General features: G+C 62.1%; 14 protein-coding genes. 5 read left to right on the top strand and 9 right to left on the bottom strand.

What is annotated here, in order from left to right:
- The first annotated feature begins 2 nt into the window (after positions 1 to 2).
- From LOKVESSMR4R_RS02250 to LOKVESSMR4R_RS02240, 3 genes are read left to right on the top strand one after another with little or no spacing between them, the layout of a single operon-like run.
- Complete coding sequence (locus tag LOKVESSMR4R_RS02250) at positions 3 to 698, top strand: DUF484 family protein (protein ID WP_087206117.1); 696 nt, start codon at positions 3 to 5, stop codon at positions 696 to 698.
- Positions 698 to 1,618 carry a tyrosine recombinase XerC gene (locus tag LOKVESSMR4R_RS02245; protein ID WP_087206116.1) on the top strand — a complete coding sequence of 307 codons (921 nt, stop codon included), beginning with the start codon at positions 698 to 700 and terminating at the stop codon, positions 1,616 to 1,618. Before LOKVESSMR4R_RS02250 ends, LOKVESSMR4R_RS02245 begins: the two co-directional genes overlap by 1 nt.
- A 54-nt stretch (positions 1,619 to 1,672) precedes the next feature.
- Complete coding sequence (locus tag LOKVESSMR4R_RS02240; protein WP_087212426.1) at positions 1,673 to 2,368, top strand: CDP-alcohol phosphatidyltransferase family protein; 696 nt, start codon at positions 1,673 to 1,675, stop codon at positions 2,366 to 2,368.
- Between the two features lie 84 nt (positions 2,369 to 2,452).
- On the opposite strand, the gene ileS is transcribed toward LOKVESSMR4R_RS02240, so the two are convergent.
- The 5 genes from ileS to rpsD form a co-directional block, all read right to left on the bottom strand.
- Positions 2,453 to 5,443 (bottom strand): isoleucine--tRNA ligase, encoded by a 2,991-nt coding sequence (ileS, locus tag LOKVESSMR4R_RS02235; RefSeq protein WP_087206115.1) that lies wholly within the window; start codon positions 5,441 to 5,443, stop codon positions 2,453 to 2,455.
- Between the two features lie 166 nt (positions 5,444 to 5,609).
- Positions 5,610 to 6,533 carry a prephenate/arogenate dehydrogenase family protein gene (locus LOKVESSMR4R_RS02230; protein WP_204248706.1) on the bottom strand — a complete coding sequence of 308 codons (924 nt, stop codon included), beginning with the start codon at positions 6,531 to 6,533 and terminating at the stop codon, positions 5,610 to 5,612.
- Positions 6,533 to 7,618: a histidinol-phosphate transaminase gene (hisC, locus tag LOKVESSMR4R_RS02225; protein WP_087206114.1), complete on the bottom strand. Its 1,086-nt coding sequence runs from the start codon at positions 7,616 to 7,618 to the stop codon at positions 6,533 to 6,535. Before hisC ends, LOKVESSMR4R_RS02230 begins: the two co-directional genes overlap by 1 nt.
- Before the next feature lie 134 nt (positions 7,619 to 7,752).
- Positions 7,753 to 9,174, bottom strand: a complete 1,422-nt coding sequence (locus LOKVESSMR4R_RS02220) for a homospermidine synthase (RefSeq protein WP_087212420.1) — start codon at positions 9,172 to 9,174, stop codon at positions 7,753 to 7,755.
- Positions 9,175 to 9,298: 124 nt separating this feature from the next.
- Positions 9,299 to 9,919 (bottom strand): 30S ribosomal protein S4, encoded by a 621-nt coding sequence (rpsD, locus tag LOKVESSMR4R_RS02215; RefSeq protein WP_087212417.1) that lies wholly within the window; start codon positions 9,917 to 9,919, stop codon positions 9,299 to 9,301.
- Between the two features lie 442 nt (positions 9,920 to 10,361).
- Between rpsD and LOKVESSMR4R_RS02210 the strand changes: the two genes are divergently transcribed.
- Positions 10,362 to 10,829 (top strand): DMT family transporter, encoded by a 468-nt coding sequence (locus tag LOKVESSMR4R_RS02210; RefSeq protein ID WP_087206113.1) that lies wholly within the window; start codon positions 10,362 to 10,364, stop codon positions 10,827 to 10,829.
- The gene (locus LOKVESSMR4R_RS02205) at positions 10,826 to 11,251 is read left to right on the top strand and encodes a DMT family transporter (protein WP_087206112.1); all 426 of its coding nucleotides are present in this window, start codon (positions 10,826 to 10,828) and stop codon (positions 11,249 to 11,251) included. The genes LOKVESSMR4R_RS02210 and LOKVESSMR4R_RS02205 overlap by 4 nt, the downstream gene beginning before the upstream one ends.
- Positions 11,252 to 11,263: 12 nt before the next feature.
- Here the strand turns inward: LOKVESSMR4R_RS02205 and LOKVESSMR4R_RS02200 are convergent, their stop codons facing one another.
- From LOKVESSMR4R_RS02200 to LOKVESSMR4R_RS02185, 4 genes are read right to left on the bottom strand one after another with little or no spacing between them, the layout of a single operon-like run.
- Positions 11,264 to 12,100, bottom strand: coding sequence for an NAD-dependent epimerase/dehydratase family protein (locus tag LOKVESSMR4R_RS02200; protein WP_087206111.1), 837 nt, complete (start codon positions 12,098 to 12,100; stop codon positions 11,264 to 11,266).
- Between the two features lie 21 nt (positions 12,101 to 12,121).
- On the bottom strand, positions 12,122 to 13,324 hold the full coding sequence (locus LOKVESSMR4R_RS02195) for an NAD(P)/FAD-dependent oxidoreductase (RefSeq protein WP_087206110.1): 1,203 nt from the start codon (positions 13,322 to 13,324) through the stop codon (positions 12,122 to 12,124).
- Positions 13,324 to 15,006, bottom strand: coding sequence for a hydantoinase B/oxoprolinase family protein (locus LOKVESSMR4R_RS02190; RefSeq protein ID WP_087206109.1), 1,683 nt, complete (start codon positions 15,004 to 15,006; stop codon positions 13,324 to 13,326). The genes LOKVESSMR4R_RS02195 and LOKVESSMR4R_RS02190 overlap by 1 nt, the downstream gene beginning before the upstream one ends.
- Positions 15,003 to 17,078 (bottom strand): hydantoinase/oxoprolinase family protein, encoded by a 2,076-nt coding sequence (locus LOKVESSMR4R_RS02185; RefSeq protein ID WP_087212413.1) that lies wholly within the window; start codon positions 17,076 to 17,078, stop codon positions 15,003 to 15,005. The genes LOKVESSMR4R_RS02190 and LOKVESSMR4R_RS02185 overlap by 4 nt, the downstream gene beginning before the upstream one ends.
- Positions 17,079 to 17,124 lie beyond the last annotated feature (46 nt).

The raw sequence follows: 17,124 nt of genomic DNA, 5'->3' as shown, positions 1-17,124 counted from the left end.
CTATGACAGACCCTTTACTGGCGGATGATCTTCGCGCCAAAATTATCGCCAATCCCGATTTCCTCTTGGACGACCATGATGTGATGCGGGCGCTTGTCGGCGCGAATGGCGATGCGCGCAACGGCAATATCGTCGATCTGCGCAGCATCGCGATGGAACGGCTCGAGGCGCGATTCGACCGGCTCGAAGACACCCATCGCAATGTGATCGCCGCCGCCTATGACAATCTGGCCGGCACCAACCAGGTGCATCGCGCGATCCTGCGGATGCTGGATGCCCAGACCTTTGCCGGTTTTCTGGCCGATCTGAGCGGCGATGTCGCCGATACGCTGCGCGTCGATGCGATCCGGCTGGCGCTGGAAACGGATACACCCGCGGATCATCCCGACATGGACCCGGCCATCGTCGTGGTCGAGGCGGGCTTTGTCGATAGCTATATCAAGCTGGGCCGCAACATGCCTGCCCGGCAGGTCACTTTGCGTAAATTCCACAATGTCGGGGCCAGCCTTTACGGCGACCGCGCGCCCTTTGTTCAATCCGAAGCCTGCCTGAAACTCGACCTGGGCGAGGGCCGCCGCCCCGCGATGCTGGTCATGGGCAGCGAAAACCCCGCGCAATTCGGCCCGTCGCAAGGCACCGATCTGCTGGCCTTTTTCACCGGCGTTCTGGAACGGGTGCTGCGCCGCTGGCTGGCCTGATGGCTTTCATCTCGCCTGCGCTGACCGTGACGCTGGATCGCTGGCTGGACCATGAACGCGCGCTGGCCGGGGTGGCCGAGAACACGCTCAAGGCCTATCGCGCCGATGTGCTGGGCTTCATGGCGTTTCTGACGCAACACAACGGGGAAGCGCAGGGGTTGGCACCGCTGGCCCGCGTGACCCTGTCCGATATGCGGGCCTGGATGGCGCATGAACGCGGGCGCGGTGTGGCGGCACGCTCGCTGGCGCGGTCGCTCTCGGCGGTGAAATCGTTCTATCGCTGGCTGGCCCCGCGTGAGGGATTCGAACCAACGGCGGTGCTGTCCACCCGCGCGCCCAAATTCCAGCCCAAATTGCCCCGCCCGCTGACGGCCCCGGCCGCCAACGATATGATCGACCGGATCGGATTGCAGGCGCGCGCGCCTTGGGTGGCGGCGCGCGATACCGCTGTTGTCATCCTGCTTTATGGCTGCGGTTTGCGGATCTCCGAGGCGCTGTCGCTGCAAGGCCGCGATGCGCCGCTGCCGCCCGTGCTGCGGATCACCGGCAAAGGGGGCAAGACGCGGATCGTGCCGGTGCTTGATATCGCGCGCGAGGCTGTCGCGGGCTATCTGCGGCTTTGCCCCCACGCGCAGACCGCCGATGCGCCGCTGTTCCGCGCGATCCGTGGTGGTCCGCTTGCGCCGCGTGCGATCCAGAAGGTCGTGGAACAGACCCGCCTGCAACTGGGCCTGCCCGCAACCGCCACGCCACATGCGCTGCGCCATTCCTTTGCCACCCATCTGATGGCGGCAGGCGGTGATCTGCGCAGTATCCAGGAATTGCTGGGCCATGCCTCGCTTTCGACAACCCAGGCCTATACGGCCGTCGATGCCGCCCAATTGATGGCCGTCTATGACCGCGCCCATCCCAAAGCCTGAGCCAATGCCCAAGATTGCCGTTGCCCTATGATGAAAACTGGCTATGACGGTCCGATGAATTTACGCGCCAAGGCCCTTTCCGTTCACTTTCTGACTGCCTCGGGCGCTGTTTTCGCCATGCTGGCGATGCTGGCGGCGGTGGATCAGAAATGGGACCTGATGTTCCTGTGGCTGGTCGTGGCGTTTTTCGTGGACGGGATCGACGGACCATTGGCCCGCAAATACGCTGTCACGCGCAACGCGCCCGTATTTGATGGCGTGCTGCTGGATCTGATCATCGATTATCTGACCTATGTCTTCGTGCCGGCCTATGCTTTGTTCAAATCCGGCCTCTTGCCGGGCTGGACCGGCTGGACGGCGATTATCGTGATCACCTTTGCCTCGGCGCTTTATTTCGCCGATACCCGGATGAAGACCAAGGATTATTCCTTTTCGGGCTTTCCGGGATGCTGGAATATGCTGGTCTTGGTGATCTTCGCGCTGGAGCCGAATTTCTGGGTCTCGCTTTTGTTGGTCTCGTCGCTGGCGATGGCGATGTTCGCCCCGCTGAAATTCGTCCATCCCGTCCGCACGAAACGGTGGCGGAACGTGACCTTGCCGATGGCGTTGGGTTGGACATTCTTTGCGGGCTGGGCGGCCTGGGTCGATTTCCACCCCGAAACGCTGGCGCATTGGGGGCTGATTATCACATCGGTCTATCTGTTATTCGCAGGGATCGCGCAGCAGATCATCTATGGCAAGGACGGCTGAAGAAAGAACTTTTAGGCCTTCGGCGAGGATATTTGAGCTCGGAAGATAATGAAGGGCGGCACTTGGGGCCGCCCTTTTTGTGTTTTATCCCAAAGCGCTATCGCAGCGCCCGCAGACACCCGGATGCGCATATGTGCCGACATCGGGCAGGATTTTCCAGCAGCGTTCGCATTTCGCACCCTGCGCATGGCCAAAGACCACGGCGATATCGGCCACGTCATCCAGCCAGAATGCGCCTTGGGGGGCGGCATCGGTGCTGATCGTGATGGCGGATGTGATGCACAGATCGTCAAAGCTGGTGGTGTCAAGCACCCGCGCCACATCTGCGCTGACATGGACGGTGGGTGCGGCCTCCAGCGAGGCGCCGATCACCTTGGCGGTGCGTTCGACCTCTAATGCGCCGGTGACGACACGGCGGGCGCGCCGGACAATGGCCCATTTCGCGGCCAGCGCATCATCGCGCCAATCGGCGGGGGTTTCGGCGAAATCTTCCAGATGGACAGAGCTTTGGTCGCCGGGGAAACGTTCGAGCCAGACTTCCTCCATTGTAAAGCAGAGCATCGGGGCCAGCCAGCGGGTGATCCGGTGGAACAGGATATCAAGCACACTGCGCGCGGCCCGCCTGCGCGCGGTGTCACCGTCGCAATAAAGCGCATCCTTGCGCACGTCGAAATAAAAGGCCGACAGATCCACCGTGGCGAAGGTAAAGATCGCCTGGAACACGCCCTGGAAATCGTAACGCGCATAACCTTCGCGCACGGTCTCGTCGAGTTCGGCCAGACGGTGCAGCACCCAGCGTTCCAGTTCGGGCATATCGGCAGGGGCCACGCGGTCAGCCTCTGAAAAATCGGCCAGCGACCCAAGCATATAGCGCATCGTATTGCGCAGGCGGCGATAGCTATCGGCCACACCTTTGAGGATTTCATCCCCAATCCGCAGATCGGCCGTGTAATCCGACTGCGCCACCCAGAGCCGCAGGATATCGGCCCCATATTGCTGCACGACTTTTTCGGGCGCGATGGTATTGCCGATGGATTTGGACATTTTCATGCCCTTCTGGTCCAGCGTGAACCCATGCGTCAGCACCCCGCGATAAGGCGCATGCCCCTTGGTCCCGCAGGCCTGCAACATCGAGGAATGGAACCAGCCCCGATGCTGGTCGGTGCCTTCGAGGTAAAGATCGGCCATGCCATCGGTCGACCCATCCGCGCGGTCGCGCAGCACGAAAGCATGGGTTGATCCGGAATCGAACCAGACATCCAGAATATCAAAGACCTGATCATAGGCGTCAGGGTCCACGATGCCGGACAGGAACCGGTCTTTGGCCCCGTCCTTGTACCAGGCATCCGCGCCTTCGGCCTCAAAAGCTGCCAGCACGCGGGCGTTCACTTCGGTATTGCGCAGCAGGAAGTCGGCATCGCTCAGCTGCGCGCCTTTCTTGGTGAAACAGGTCAGCGGCACGCCCCAGGCGCGTTGACGCGACAGCACCCAATCGGGGCGCGCCTCGATCATGGAATAAAGCCGGTTGCGCCCGGTCTTGGGCGTCCATGTCACCAATTCATCTATGGACCGCAAAGCCCGTTCGCGGATCGTGGTGCCATAGGTGTCGTTCCCGTCGCCCACGGCGCGGTCAATGGCGGCAAACCATTGCGGGCGGTTCAGGCGGATCACGGGGGCTTTGGACCGCCAGCTATGTGCATCGGAAATCGTGATGCGCCGGGTCGCGATCAGAGCTGTGACCTCTTTGAGCTTGTCGATGACGACCTTATTGGCCCCGCCCGGTTTGCCATTGGGTTTCAGGATCGCCTCGCCCGCAAAGAACGGCAGATCTGCGCGGTAGGAGCTGTCATCAAGGATGTTATAGGTCATCGGCAGGCCATGTTTGACCCCGATGGCATAATCGTCATCGCCGTGGCTGGGCGCGGTATGGACAAAGCCGGTGCCGGCGCTGTCGGTCACATGATCGCCGGGCAGCAAGGGCACGTCGAAATCCCATTCGCCCGCGCCGCCATCTACCCCGCGCAGAGGATGGGCGCAGACCAAAGCTTCGAGTTCGTCGATCTGCACATTGCGGATGCGGCGATACATCGTGTCATCCAGCCTTGCCGCCGCCAGCGCATCCGCGGCCAAAGCATCGGCCAGCAGATAGGTATCGCCGACCTTTGCCCAGCTTTCGTCGGGCACGCCTGTCACCTCGTAAAGGCCATAACCGATGCCGGGGCCAAAACAGATCGCGCGGTTCTGCGGGATGGTCCAGGGCGTCGTGGTCCAGATCACCACTTTGGCGGCCAGCAGCTGCGCCTCGCGGGTCATGCTTGCGGCCATGATCGCGTGGCGGGCTTCGGGGGTTTCTTCCTCATTGGCAAGGGCGGCCATATTGTCGCGCTCCGCCGAGGCGGCGGAAACGACGGGAAACTTGACCCAGATCGCATCGGTCTGGCGGTCGTGATATTCAACCTCGGCCTCGGCCAGGGCGGTCTTTTCCACAGGCGACCACATCACCGGCTTGGAGCCTTGATAAAGCGTGCCATTCATCAGGAATGTCTGGAATTCTTCCGCGATGACCCGTTCGGCGTGAAAGGCCATCGTCAGATAGGGGTCGTCCCAATTGCCGGTGATGCCCAGGCGTTTGAATTCCTCGCGCTGGATATCGACCCAGCCTTCGGCGAATTTGCGGCATTCCTGGCGGAAATCCACGACATTGATCGCGTCTTTATCCTGCCCTTTGGCGCGGTATTTTTCCTCGATCTTCCATTCGATGGGCAGGCCGTGGCAATCCCAGCCCGGCACATAGCGTGCATCACGGCCCATCATCTGCTGGCTGCGCACGACCATGTCTTTCAGGATCTTGTTCAGCGCGTGGCCGATATGCAGGTTGCCGTTCGCATAGGGCGGGCCGTCATGCAGGGTGAAAGGCTTGCGGCCTGCAGCCTTGGCGCGCAGCTTGTCGTAAACGCCGATCTGCGCCCAGCGGGCCAGCCATTCGGGTTCGCGCTTGGGCAGGCCTGCGCGCATCGGGAAATCGGTCTGCGGCAGGTTCAGCGTGTCTTTGTAATCATTGGTTTCGGCGCACATATCGCGTGTCCTTCGGTCAGAATGCAGATGAAAAGCGGTGCGCTGGCGCAGACACCTTTTCCCGGCCAGCCCGATCTCAGGCCGCCGGGCAAGTAATGACGATGTTCTTCAGGCGCTGCATGCGGGCCTTATAGAACTGCAGGTTGGGCGGGTAAAGGCGCATGGATCAGGTCTTTTTCGCCTTGCTCCGGCCAAAATTGGGCTCGTCGGTATCCTGCCCGGCCTCGATGATGGACCGGCGGATAGACCGGGTGCGGGTGAAATAGGCGTGAAGATGATCGCCATCGCCCAGCCGGATGGCGCGTTGCAGGGCGAATAATTCCTCGGTAAAGCGGCCAAGGATATCCAGCGTCGCGTCCTTGTTGTGCAAGAAGACATCGCGCCACATGGTCGGATCAGAGGCCGCGATCCGGGTGAAATCACGAAAACCGGCGGCGGAATATTTGATGACTTCGCTATCGGTCACCCGGCGCAATTCATCGGCGACACCGACCATCGTATAGGCGATCAGATGCGGCGTATGGCTGGTCACGGCCAGCACCAGATCATGGTGGTCGGCGTCCATTTCATCGACATTGCTGCCGATGCCGCGCCACAGATCGGCCAGACGGGCGACAGCGGCCGGATCACTGCCCGCCACCGGCACCAGAATGCAAAAGCGGTTGTCGAACAATTCGGCAAACCCCGCACGCGGCCCGGAATGTTCGGTCCCGGCCAAAGGATGGGCAGGGATGAAATGCACGCCTGCGGGGACAAAAGGCGCAACCGCGTCGATCACGGCCCGTTTGACAGACCCGACATCGCTGAGCGTGGCGCCGGGCTTCAGATGCGGTCCGATCTCGGCGGCGATTGCTTCCATCGCGCCGACCGGCACGCAAAGAACGACAAGATCGGCCTCGGCCACCGCCTCTGCCGCGGTTTCGGTCACGCGGTCGCATAGCGCGATCTCACGCGCCGTGGCGCGGGTCTCGGCAGAGCGCGCATAGCCGACGATCTCGCGCGCCAGACCCGCGCGCCGGATCGCGTGGCACATGGATGACGCGATCAGGCCCAGCCCGATCAGCGCGACCCTGTCATAGATCACCGCCATCAGCGCGACCCCTTGAACTGACCCACCGCATGGACAACCCGGCGACAGGCGGATTCGTCGCCAACCGTGATCCGCAGGCAATGCGGCAAGCCGTAACCCGCCACCTGCCGCACGATGATCCCCTGAGAGCGCAGATAGGCATCGCAGGCCTGCGCCTCGGCGGTATCGGCAAACCGCGCAAGGATGAAATTCGCGCTGGACGGGTCGGACGGCACGCCCAATTCCGCAAGCCCCGCCGCCAGCCAATCACGCCAGCGCGCATTTTCGACGCGGCAACGCTCGGTATGGGCAGTGTCGCGCATCGCGGCTTCGGCGGCGGCAAGGGCGGGTGCCGACAGGTTGAACGGGCCGCGCAGCCGGTTCAGCACATCAATCACCGGCTGCGGGCCATAAGCCCAGCCAACACGCATCCCGCCCAGACCGTAGATCTTGGAAAAGGTGCGGGTCATGACAACATTCTCGCGCGCCTCAACCAAGGCGCGGCCTGCGTCGAAATCCGCGACATATTCGGCATAGGCCCCGTCCAGCACCAGCAATGCCTGCGGCGGCAGACCGGCGGCAAGGCGCGCAACCTCGGCCTCGGGGATCATCGTGCCCGACGGATTGGCCGGATTTGCCAGATAGATCAGCCGCGTGCGATCCGTGCAGGCCGCAAGGATCGCATCGACATCGACCACGCGGTCGCGCTCAGGCACGATCACCGGCGTGGCCCCGCAGGCATGGGCATAGATCGGATACATCGAAAAGCCGTGTTCGGTGAAAACCACCTCCGCGCCCGGCCCGGCATAGGCTTCGCCCAACAGCTTCAGGATCTCGCCCGAGCCGACGCCACACACCACCCGCGCGGCATCGACAGCCCAGATATCGGCAATCGCGGCGCGCAGCTCGGCATGATCGGTGGACGGATAGCGATGCAAATCATGGGCAGCGCGCGCAAAGGCCTGCACCGCCGCAGGGCTCGCCCCCAGCGGGTTCTCATTCGAGGAGAGTTTCAGCACATTGCTCTGCCCATCCAGCTGCGATGCCCCGCCCACATAAAGCGCGATATCCAGAATGCCGGGTTGGGGTTGAATGCCAGTCGCCATGTCAAAGTCTTCCGCGTAACGTTTGGCACGTTCTACCCGCGCCACCACGCCGTGACCAGAGACAAGACAGCGCGATCATCTTCCGAGTAAAAATATCCCCGCGCGGAGCGCCTCCGGGTTTGCCAAAACCCGGATCAGCTTGCCAGCACGTTGCGGAATTGCCACGGGTCTGTGTCGTCGATATCTTCGGGGAAATGCTCCCAGCGGTCCTGCAACGGGGTCCAATCGGTATAATGCGCCTCGACCGGGCCAAGATAGGGGCGCTGGATCTGCAGACAGCGGGCGTGATCCATCTCATCGGTCTCGACAATCCCGGCTTGCGGATTCTCCAGCGCCCAGACCATCCCCGCCAGCACGGCCGAGGTCACCTGCAACCCCGTCGCATTCTGATCAGGGGCCAGCATCTTGGCCTCTGCATTGGACAGGCGCGAGCCGAACCAAAGCGCGTTTTTCGCGTGGCCATAGATCAGCACACCCAATTCATCGATGCCGGTGACGATCTCATCCACGTCCAATATCTCATGCACCAGCTGCTGGCGGCCCGCGCCGAACATCTCATGCAGCGACAGGACCGCATCATCGCAGGGGTGATAGGCATAATGGCAGGTCGGGCGGAAATCGGGGGCCGCCGGATCGCCAAGGGTATAATAATCCGAAATGCTGATCGCCTCGTTATGGGTGACCAGAAAGCCGAATTGCGGCCCCGGTGTCGGGCACCAGCTATGCACGCGGGTGATGGCGCCGGGCCGCGCGATCCAGATCCCCGCCTGACAGCCCGTCGCATGGCGATGGGCGCCATCGGGAAACCACGTCTCATGCGTGCCCCAGCCCAATTCGGCGGGCTGAAAGCCTTCGGCGATGAAGCCTTCGACCGACCATGTATTCACGAACACGTCGCGCGGGCGCGGCTTGGCGCGGGCCTGCGTGTCCCGCTCGGCGATATGCACGCCCTTGACGCCCAGATCCTGCATCAGCCGCGCCCAACCGGCCCGATCAGCGGGCACAGGATCGTCGCGGTCCAGATCGCGCGACAGGATCATCAGCCCTTCTTTGACAAACCAGCTGACCATGCCGGGATTGGCCCCACAGCAGGACACCGCAGTCGTGCCGCCGGGATTGGCGGCTTTTTCATCGCGGACCTGCTGGCGCAGGGCGTAATTCGTGCGCTGCGCATTGTCATTGGTGTCGAAATAGAAACCGGCCCAAGGCTCGACCACGGTATCAATATAAAGCACGCCCAGCGCGCGGCAGAATTTCATCAGATCAAGCGAGGATGTATCCACCGACAGGTTCACGCAAAAGCCGCGCCCGTCGGGGAACAGCCCGCCCAGCACGGCGCGGTAATTATCCGGTGTCAGCGCAATCTGGTGATGCGTGATCCCCTGCGCGGCCAGCAGGGGGGCAGCGGCGGGATTGGGTTCGATAACGCTCAGCAAAGCCGGATCATGGGCGATATGGCGCTGGATCAGCGGCAAGCTGCCTTTGCCGATCGAGCCGTAACCGATCATCACGATCGGCCCGTCGATCCGGCCATGGATTGGGTGCGCCATCATCATCCCCTTGTTTTTCATTACAAAGGGATAGCGGATCATGGCCGGAAAAGAAACCTTGGCAGATCGCGGCACAAAACGAAAAAGCCGCCCCGAAGGGCGGCTTTGCAATCGCGACGTCAGCGTCGGATCAGTTCTTGGCGTAGAATTCGACGACCAGATTCGGTTCCATCGTGACCGGATAAGGCACATCGCCCAGCGTGGGGGTGCGCACGAAAGTCGCGGTCATCTTGTTGTGGTCGACATCCATGTAATCGGGCACGTCACGCTCTGGCAATTGTGCGGCGACCAGGACGATTTCCAGCTGCTTGGATTTCTGGCGAACTTCGATCACATCGCCTTCTTTCACGCGGTAGGACGGGATGTTCACGCGCTGGCCGTTCACGGTCACATGGCCGTGGTTCACGAATTGGCGGGCCGCAAACACAGTCGGCACGAATTTGGCGCGGTAAACGACAGCATCCAGACGACGCTCCAGCAGACCGATCAAATTCTCGCCGGTGTCGCCCTTGACGCGCTCGGCCTCGGCATAGATGCGGCGGAACTGCTTTTCGGTCAGATCGCCGTAATAGCCCTTCAGCTTTTGCTTGGCGCGCAGCTGGGTGCCGAAATCGGACAATTTGCCCTTGCGGCGCTGACCATGCTGGCCGGGGCCATATTCACGACGGTTGACGGGGGATTTCGGACGGCCCCAGATGTTTTCACCCATCCGGCGGTCAATTTTATACTTGGCAGCGGTACGTTTGGTCACGCGCTGATCTCCTTCTTTATGTTGCGAAGGGCGTTGTCCTTTGCGTGGATTTTGCCACGCCGACAGGGTTCCGCTTGCACGGTCCACCAACACCAATGAAGTCGCGGCTTATAGACAGGAATCGGGTGGTGTCAACGGCCCGTCTTTTCGCAGTTCTTTTTACCTCGAACGCAGGAAAGTAAAAGTTTCGCCAAATTGTCACCACAAGTCCCGGTCATGATGATCCCGGGACAGCAACGATAACCCGAGCGCCTTTTGTACCGTGGTTTTTGTTTCATGAGTTGGCAGACCTTTGGCTCGTGCTGCGGTCGCGGAACCTTGGTTCCGCACGTGGCGCAGCGGATTGCACGCCGCTTGCCAGTTATTGCTTGCTGTCCCACCTGATCCAGCGCAAAGCCAGATCCGATTGCCTTTGCCCAAAGATCGGCCGATAGATCACACCATGTCCAGCCCCGCCCCTGCCCCGCGTCTTTTGCATATCGCCGCCGCCTTTGGCGCGGGTGGGTTATTGTCGTTGATGGTGCTGTTGAACGGCACTTTGGCGGGCTATGGATCGCTGCTCTTTGCCTCTTGGGTGCCGCATCTGACGGGCACAATGCTGGCGGTGGTGATCCTGCTGGCGTTGCGCCCGGCCCGCGCAAGCCGGCAGCGCCCGCCACTTTGGGCCTATCTGGGCGGGATTGCGGGGGGTGTGACCGTGATGCTGACCTCGGCCACGATGAACACGGCATTGGCGCTGTCGGGCACGATCGCGCTGGGGCTGGCGGGGCAGATGCTGTTCAGCCTGTTTGCAGACATCCGCGGGCTGTTCGGCCTGCCGCGGCGGCTGCCGCAGCTGCGTGATTATCTGGCGCTGGCGCTGATCATCGCGGGCAGTCTGGTGCTGATCTTTCTTGGCGGTGCGGCATGATCGGCTTTGCCGCCCTTGCCTTGCTGGCGGGGATGCTGGTGTCGCTGTCGCGCCAGATTAACGGGCGGCTGGCGCTGTCCACATCGGCCTGGGAATCGTCATTCTGGAATCACATCGTGGGGCTGGGGTTCATCACGCTGGCGGCCTTGGTCTTTGGCGGCTTGTTCGCAGGCGCGCCGCAAGACGCGCCCTGGTGGGCCTATCTGGGCGGGCCGGTCGGCGTGGTCTTTATCGCCGCAGGATCATGGCTGATCGCGCGGATCGGTGCGGCGCAGACCGCGCTGCTGATCATCGCGGGGCAGATGATTTCGGGCGTGGTGATCGACATCATCATGGGCACGGCAGGCAACACATGGGCGCGCGTCACCGGCGTGACCCTGATCCTTGCGGGCATGTGGGTGGCGCGGTCGGCCAGGGACTGACCGCGCGCAGGCTCAGGTGGTTTTCTTGTCGTTGACCACGCCCAGCGCCGCGACGCCGGAATTGCCCAGCTCGACCGTGGCAAAGGGGCCGCCGATGCACAGATTGGCCAGATCCTTGTTGTCCAAAGGCGGCGTCTTGGCAAAGACATCCTTGGCGAATTGCTCGGCATTATCCTTGGGCCGGAACCCCAGATGCCCCGCCTTGCTATTATCCACCACTGCGCGGTCATTGTTCGACAGGCCCCAGACCTTGGTAAAGCCCACGACAGCGCTGTCGATGGACCGTTCCACCAGATGGATCAGATCGTCATAGGATAGCCAAGTGCCGATGCTGCGCGCATTCGTCGCCTGCGCACAGGAAAAGATCCGCATGCAGACCGATTCAATGCCGCGCTTGTCCCAATAAAGGCTCGCCAGATCCTCGGCAAAACATTTGGCCAGACCGTAATAGGTGTCGGGCCGATGCGGCGCGTCTAGGCCGATCGTGTCGGTTTTCAGATGCATCCCCACCGCATGGACCGAACTGGCATAGACCACGCGTTTGACGCCCTGACGATAGGCCGCTTCCCAGACGTTATAGGCCCCGATGATGTTGGATCGCAGGATATCGTCCCATGGTGCCTCGTCCCCGATGGCGCCAAAATGCACGACCATCGTGGCATCTTTGACAATAGCTTCCATCGCGGCCAGATCGGTCAGATCGGCCTGCACATAGCTTTCACCGTCATAGAGCTTGCCGATATCCGCCACGATATCGGTGGAAACCAGTTCGTCACACATCCGCGTCAGCGGTTCACGCAGATAAGACCCAAGCCGGCCCGCAGCCCCTGTCAGGACAAGTTTCTTCATGGCATTTCCTTTCGTCGCGGTTCAGATCACCGCTTTTTCGATAAACTTTTCGCCCTTGGCGATGCGGGTATAGCCGAACGGGGTCAAGTCCAGCGTGCGGTAGGCACCATAGGTGATCCATTCCGCGATGCCCCGCCCCATGGCGGGCGATTGCTGGAAACCGTGGCCGGAAAACCCGTTCACAAAGATGAAGTTTTCCACCTGCGTATGCGGCCCCGCAATCGCATTCTGGTCAAGCGTGTTGTAATCGTAATGCCCCGCCCATGAATTGCGCAGCTTGATCGCCTCGAATTGCGGGATGCGGGTGGCGATGATGGGCCAGACGTGATCTTCCCAGATGCTGTGATCTTCGGTGAAATCCGTCGGATCGACGGGCTGGTCATCCTCGGGCGGGCAACCGGCCATGTAATATTGCCCGTCGGTGCGCATATGCACGCCTGATGGGTCAATCGTCAGCGGCAGATCACGGTCAAGCCTTTGGGCCGCCTCGAAGATAAAGGTATAACGTTTGCGCGGTTCCACCGGAATGCTGATCCCCGCCATCGCCGCCACCTGCGCGCCGCGCGTGCCAGCGGCATTGACGACTTGGCCGCAGGCGATAGTCTCGCCACTGGCCAGCGTGACGCTTTGCACGCGGGTGCCGCTGGCATCGCGGGTGATCGCGGTGACCTCGTTGGTGACATAGTCCACGCCGCGTTCACGCGCGGACCGCCGCCACCAGTCGAACAGGGTATTGCCGTCGAAATAGCCCTCATCCACCAGATTATGGTTGCCCGCGATGATGTCACCCAGCTGGTAGAACGGATAGGCGGCGGCAATTTCATCACGGGTCATGTGGCGGGTGCCAGCCCCGCATGCCGCCTGCACCACCTGCGCATCGCGCAAGGCGGCGGCGAATGCAGGCGTATCAGCCAGATAGAGATAGCCGAAGCTGTGCAGGCGCGGCTGCGGCACGCGGGGGTCGTTGCCCATATAGCGGGGGAAATTCTTGACGAAATCCGCGCCGAATTGCGAAATCTGCACGTTGATCGCGGCGCTGAATTGCTGGCGGATGCAGGAATTGGTCAGCGATGTGGCGGCCTGCGCGTAAGTCGGGTCGCGTTCCACGACGAGGATGGAGCCGTCGAAATCGGGGTTATCCGTCAGAAACCACGCCACCGCCGACCCCAGCATCGCGCCGCCGATGATGACCACGTCGTAACTGGATTTGGCGTGGGTCTGCATCAGGCGGTTTCTCCCTTGGTGACCTGGGCTTGCACGGCGGCGACGTCGGCCTCGGTCAGGCCATAATCGCGCATCGCAGCTTTCGCAGAAATATAGCCGCGCGCAAGATCGCGCTTGATCAGGGCTGGGTCGCGTTCTGCCGCAGGCCCGTATCCCGCACCGCCCGGCAGGCCCAGCACAACGCGCCGCCCGGCAGAGACGAATTGCTTGCCTTTGCCCTGCATCGCGCGGCCATCATCCAGCGCAATCGTTGTGGCTGCGCCATCCGCCCCCCCCTGCCGTCCGCGTGCAGGATGCTGCACACGGTCAAACATGGCGGAAAAATCAGCCTCGAACCCTTGCGCGGGACCCACCTCCATGAACTGGCCCAGCCCGCCGCGATACTGGCCCGCGCCACCGCTATCGGGGCGCAATTCCTTGCGCCAGATGATGACGGGGCCGGTATGTTCGGTGGCCTCCACCGGCATGGTCATCACGCCGGACGGAAAGGCGGTGGCATTCAGCCCGTCCACGGCTGGCCGCGCGCCAGCCCCGCCGGAATTGAAGGTCAGCACCTCGGCCCTGCGCCCTTGGCCGCTGGCGGGGCGCAGACTGACCTGAAAATTGCACAGACAGCCCGCCCCTTCGGCAGGGACCGTGGCAGGCAAGATCTTGTCCAGCGCGCCGAACACCACATCGGGGATCATATGCCCGATGATATGGCGCAGCGCGACAGGGGCGGGATGGACCGCATTGACGATGCTGCCTTCGGGTGCGGTGATTTCGAACGGGGCGAGCGAGGCGGCGTTGTTGGGTATTTCCGGCGCAATCGCGCATTTCAGCGCATAGCAGGCATAGGCCTTGGTATAGACCAGCGGCACGTTGATGCCCTTTTTGTCCACACCCGATGTGCCGGTGAAATCGCAGATGATCCGGTCCGCCGCGATTTTCAGACTGACACAAAGGTCAATCGGCACATCAAACCCGTCGATCCGCATCGCCCCTGTGGCGCTGTCGCGCGGCAAGGCGGCGATCCGTTCCAGCGTGGCGCGGCGCGAATTGGTCAGGATGAAATCGCTGATCCCGTCCAGATCCGACAGGCTGAATTCCGCCAGCATTTCCGCCAGCCGCCGCTGGCCGATCTCGTTACAGGTCGCCAGCGCATAAAGATCACCGACCACCTGATCCGGTTCACGCACATTGCCGCGAATGATCGCGATCAGCGTCTCATCGACGCGGCCCGCATGGGCGAAACGCATGATCGGGATATGGATGCCTTCTTCATAGACACTGGCCGCATCCGCGCCAAAGCCACGCCCGCCGACATCAACGACATGGGCGGTGCAGGCGAAAAACCCGACATGGTTTCCTTGATAGAAAGACGGCGTCACAACGGTGAAATCATGCAGATGGCCGGTGCCTTCCCATGGATCATTGGTGATATAGACATCGCCTTCGCGCATCGTGTCGCGGCCAATCCGGCGGATGAAATGCGGCACGGCATCGGCCATCGCGTTGACATGACCGGGCGTGCCGGTGACCGCCTGCGCCAGCATCAGGCCGGCGGCATCATAGACCCCTGCGGACAGATCACCCGCCTCGCGCACCGATGTCGAAAAGGCCGTGCGGACCAGCGCCTGCGCCTGTTCCTCGACAATGGAAATCAGACGGTTCCACATGACCTGATTGGCAACATTGCTCATGATTGCGCCTCCGTGATGTCGATACTGCCATCGGGGCGGGCAATGGCATGTCGGCTGGCGGGGATGACCATTGTGGTTTCATCCTCGGTGATCAGCGCCGGGCCAGCGACAAGGTCGCCCGGCGCCAGCTGCGCGCGCGGCGCGATTTGCGCCTGCACGATCTGCGCCAAAGCCGGGTCAAACAGGGCGCGGGTGGGATAGCCCGTGATCACGCGGCCTGCGGGGGTGGCGGCCAGCGGATCAGCGGCAGCGCGCGCCGTGGTCGCATTGACCGCCCAGACGGTGATTTCGATATCCATACCAGTGACGATGCGGCCGAACAGGGCGGTATAATCCGCCTCGAACAGCGCCTGAAAACGCGCCGCATCGGGATTGGCGGCCTGATCGGCGGTCAGGCTGACAGGAATTTCCCAGCCTTGGCCGGAATAACGCATATAGACCTTATATTGCGCCGTGATCGCGGCTGCGGCATCGCAATTGCGCACGAACCCTGTCGCCTCTGTCGCCAAGGCGGCCAGCAGATCGCGGACCTGATCCGCGTCAAAGGCGGATAATTTCATATAGGCGCTGCGGGTCGCCTCGAAACTGAACGGCGCGCGCAGAAACCCGATGGCAGAGCCGACACCGGCCCCCGTCGGCACCAGCAAACGCGCCACCCCCAGCTTTTCGCACAACCGGCCCGCATGCAGCGGCGCGGCCCCGCCAAAGGCGATCATCGTGTAGCCGGCCAGATCCTCGCCGTTTTCCACGGCATGGACGCGGGCGGCATTGGCCATGTTTTCATCCACCACCTCGGCCAGACCATAAGCGGCGGTCAGCGCGTCCATCTCCAGCTCTGCGCCAAGCGCTGTCAGCGCCGCGTCAGACGCATCCTTGTGCAGCTTGATCGACCCGCCCGCGAAATTATCGGGGTCGAGCTTGCCCAGCACCAGATCGGCATCCGTCACGGCAGGGCGCTGCCCGCCGCGGCCGTAACAGGCAGGGCCGGGTTCGGACCCCGCACTTTCCGGCCCGACGCGGATTTGCCGCAGGCTATCGACATGGGCCAGACTGCCGCCGCCTGCGCCGATTTCCACCATATCGATCACCGGGATCGAGATCGGCATGCCCGATCCTTTCTTGAACCGGTAACTGCGCGCGACCTCGAACACACGGGCGGTTTTCGGGGTCTGGTTCTTGATCAGGCAGATCTTGGCCGTGGTGCCGCCCATGTCAAAGGACAGGATCTTGTCCAAACCGTAACGCGCCGCGATATGGGCGGCGAAAACGGCCCCGCCCGCTGGCCCCGATTCCACCAGCCGGACCGGAAATTCCGCCGCGTTTTCAAGGCTGATGATCCCGCCCCCCGAATGCATCAGAAAGACCGGACAATCCGCGCCCTCATCTGCCAGCCGCGATTTCAGGCGGCCCAGATAGGATTTCATCAAAGGCTTGATATAGGCATTGGCCACGGTTGTGTTGAACCGTTCATATTCGCGCATCTGCGGCGAGACTTCGGATGACAGCGATATCATCACCCCCGGCAGCTGCGCGGCCAGCACCTCGCGGATCATGCGTTCATGGGCGGGGTTCAGATAGGCATGGATCAGGCCCACGGCGATGGAGTCGAAATGATAGCTGGCCAGATCCTCGGCCAAGGCGATGATTTCTTCGCGGTCCAGCGGGATCAGGACCTTGCCCTGCGCATCGACCCGTTCGGTCAAGGTAAAGCGGTGCTGGCGTGGCAGCAAGGGTTCGGGCAATTGCAGGTTCAGGTCATATTGTTCAAACCGGCTTTCGGTGCGCATCTCGATCACATCGCGGAAGCCTGTCGTCGTGATCAGCGCCGTGCGCGCGCCGCGCCGTTCGATCAGCGCATTGGTGGCCAGTGTCGTGCCATGGATGATCTGGCCGATCTGCGCCGGGCTGATCCCCGCCTTGGCGCAGACCTGGTGCATCCCCGCGATGATCGCATCCTCGGGGGCGGCATAGGTGGTCAGCACCTTGGTGGAATGGCTGGCGCCCGCCAGTTCCAGCACCACATCGGTGAAAGTGCCGCCGATATCGACACCAAGCCGGATTGCATGCTGCATGATCTGCCCCTTTGCTGCCACCGGCAGGTTAAGCGCGTGAATGCAT

Source organism: Yoonia vestfoldensis (genome assembly GCF_002158905.1).
GTDB classification, from domain to species: Bacteria; Pseudomonadota; Alphaproteobacteria; order Rhodobacterales; family Rhodobacteraceae; genus Yoonia; species Yoonia vestfoldensis_B.
The sequence above is the reverse complement of the archived record's forward strand: the minus strand, read 5'-3'. Positions and strand labels throughout refer to the sequence as shown.